The sequence below is a fragment of the Inquilinus sp. genome (assembly GCF_057815775.1).
Window position 1 is genome coordinate 1 of record NZ_JBYRFX010000078.1, and the last position, 1753, is coordinate 1753.

Sequence of the window (1753 nt, forward strand, 5' to 3'; positions counted from 1 at the left end):
GGCCGACCATAGCGTGACGCCGCCATAATGGGCGATCGCCAGGTGCCGGCCGGTGGGGTCGAAGGCCAGGGCGAAGACGGAGCTGGGCAGGTCGATCTCCCCGGCCACCGGGCCCAGCACATGGACGCGGCGGCCGACGGCGCAGGCCGCCCAGCCGGCGGCACCGGCGGCGACCGGATCGAGCCGGACGGCACGGTCGAAGCGGTCGCGGCCTTCCCCGACGCCTGGGTCGATCCGGGCCAGCCGGCCATCGTCGCCGCCACTGAGGAACCCGCCCGCGGCATCCGCGGCCAGGCCCAGGCAGGCGCCGTCATGGACCCAGGCCCGCATCGCCGGCGGCGCCGGCTGCGACGCCGGGATCAGCTCGGCCCCGCCGCTGGCCCCACCACCACTTGAACGCGGGACCAGGCTGGGGCCGCCATCCCACCGGCCGCGCGCCAGCGCCACCGTGCCGTCGCCCAGCCCGAAGGCAGCGAGGTCGCCATCCCAGGCGATGCCGGCCACCGGCGCTTCCAGCTGCCAGCGCGCGCCGATCAGGTCGACCAGCGGCGGCGCCGTCATGGCGCGTCGGCCCGGCAATGGCCCAGCCCCTCGGCCAGCTCGGCCCGGTCGAGGTTGCGGCCGATGAAGACCAGCCGGCTGTCGCGCGGCTCGTCCGGGCCCCAGGGCCGCCCGGCATCGGTGTCCATCATCATATGGACGCCCTGGAACACGAAGCGCCGGTCCGACCCGGCGAGATCGACGATGCCCTTGGCCCGCAGCAGGTCCCGCCCCCGCTCCATCGCCAGCTGCTGCAGCCATGGCATGAACCGGGTGGGATCCAGTGGCCGGTCCAGGTGCAGCGAGACGCAGTCGATGCCGTGGCTGTGCCGGCCGTGATCGTGGTGGTGGCCGTGCCCGTGGTCTTCATGATCGTCGTCGTCCTCGGCCGGCAGGCTGAGGCGGTCGAGATCGAACCGGCCCTGGTCCAGCATCGCCGCCAGCGGGACGTCGCCGCGGGTCGACAGCAGCAGCCGGGCGGTCGGGTTGATGCCGCGCAGCGCCGCCGCCGCCGCGGTCAGGCCGGCGGCGTCGACCAGGTCGCGCTTGTTGATCAGGATCGTGTCGGCCAGCGCCACCTGCTCCGGCGCCTCGCGCGTGTCGCCCAGCCGGGCCAGCAGATGCCGCGCATCGGCGACACACACCACGCTGTCCAACCGGGTGCGCTGGCGGATCAGATCGTCGGAGAAGAAGGTCTGGGCGACCGGGGCCGGGTCGGCCAGTCCGGAGGTCTCGATCAGGATGCCGTCGAAGCCGCCCTTGCGCTTGACCAGGCCGCTGATGACGCGGATCAGGTCGCCGCGCACGGTGCAGCAGACGCAGCCATTGTTCAGCTCGAACACCTCTTCCTCGGCGCCGACCACCAGGCCGCCATCGATGCCGAGTTCGCCATATTCGTTGACGATGACGGCATAGCGCCGGCCGTGCTCCTCGCCCAGGATGCGGTTCAGCAGCGTGGTCTTGCCGGCACCGAGGAAGCCGGTCACGACGGTCACGGGGATGCGGTCCGGGGTCATGGCCGAGGTCATGGAATCAGGACCGCGCGGCCTTTGATCTGGCCGTGATGCAGATCCTTCAGCGCCTGGTTGGCCTCGCTCAGCCGGTATTCCTTGGTGGCGAGATGCACCAGGCCGCGATCGGCGAGCGCCATCAGCTCGACCAGCTCGGGATAGGTCCCGACCAGGTTGCCGACGATCGACTTCTCGCTGGTGAT

The 1753-nt window shown here is 72.1% G+C and carries 3 protein-coding genes; all 3 read right to left on the reverse strand.

The annotated features are described in order from the left end of the window. Window positions 1-561, reverse strand: a 561-nt coding sequence (locus AC3XYG_RS03040) for a hypothetical protein (protein WP_489138336.1), incomplete at its 3' end; no start/stop codon positions are given. Then, on the reverse strand, window positions 558-1556 hold the full coding sequence (locus AC3XYG_RS03045) for a CobW family GTP-binding protein (protein WP_489138337.1): 999 nt from the start codon (window positions 1554-1556) through the stop codon (window positions 558-560). The genes AC3XYG_RS03040 and AC3XYG_RS03045, both read right to left, overlap by 4 nt. An 8-nt stretch (window positions 1557-1564) precedes the next feature. Further along, a partial coding sequence (locus AC3XYG_RS03050; protein WP_489138338.1) for a hypothetical protein occupies window positions 1565-1753 on the reverse strand: 189 nt, incomplete at its 5' end.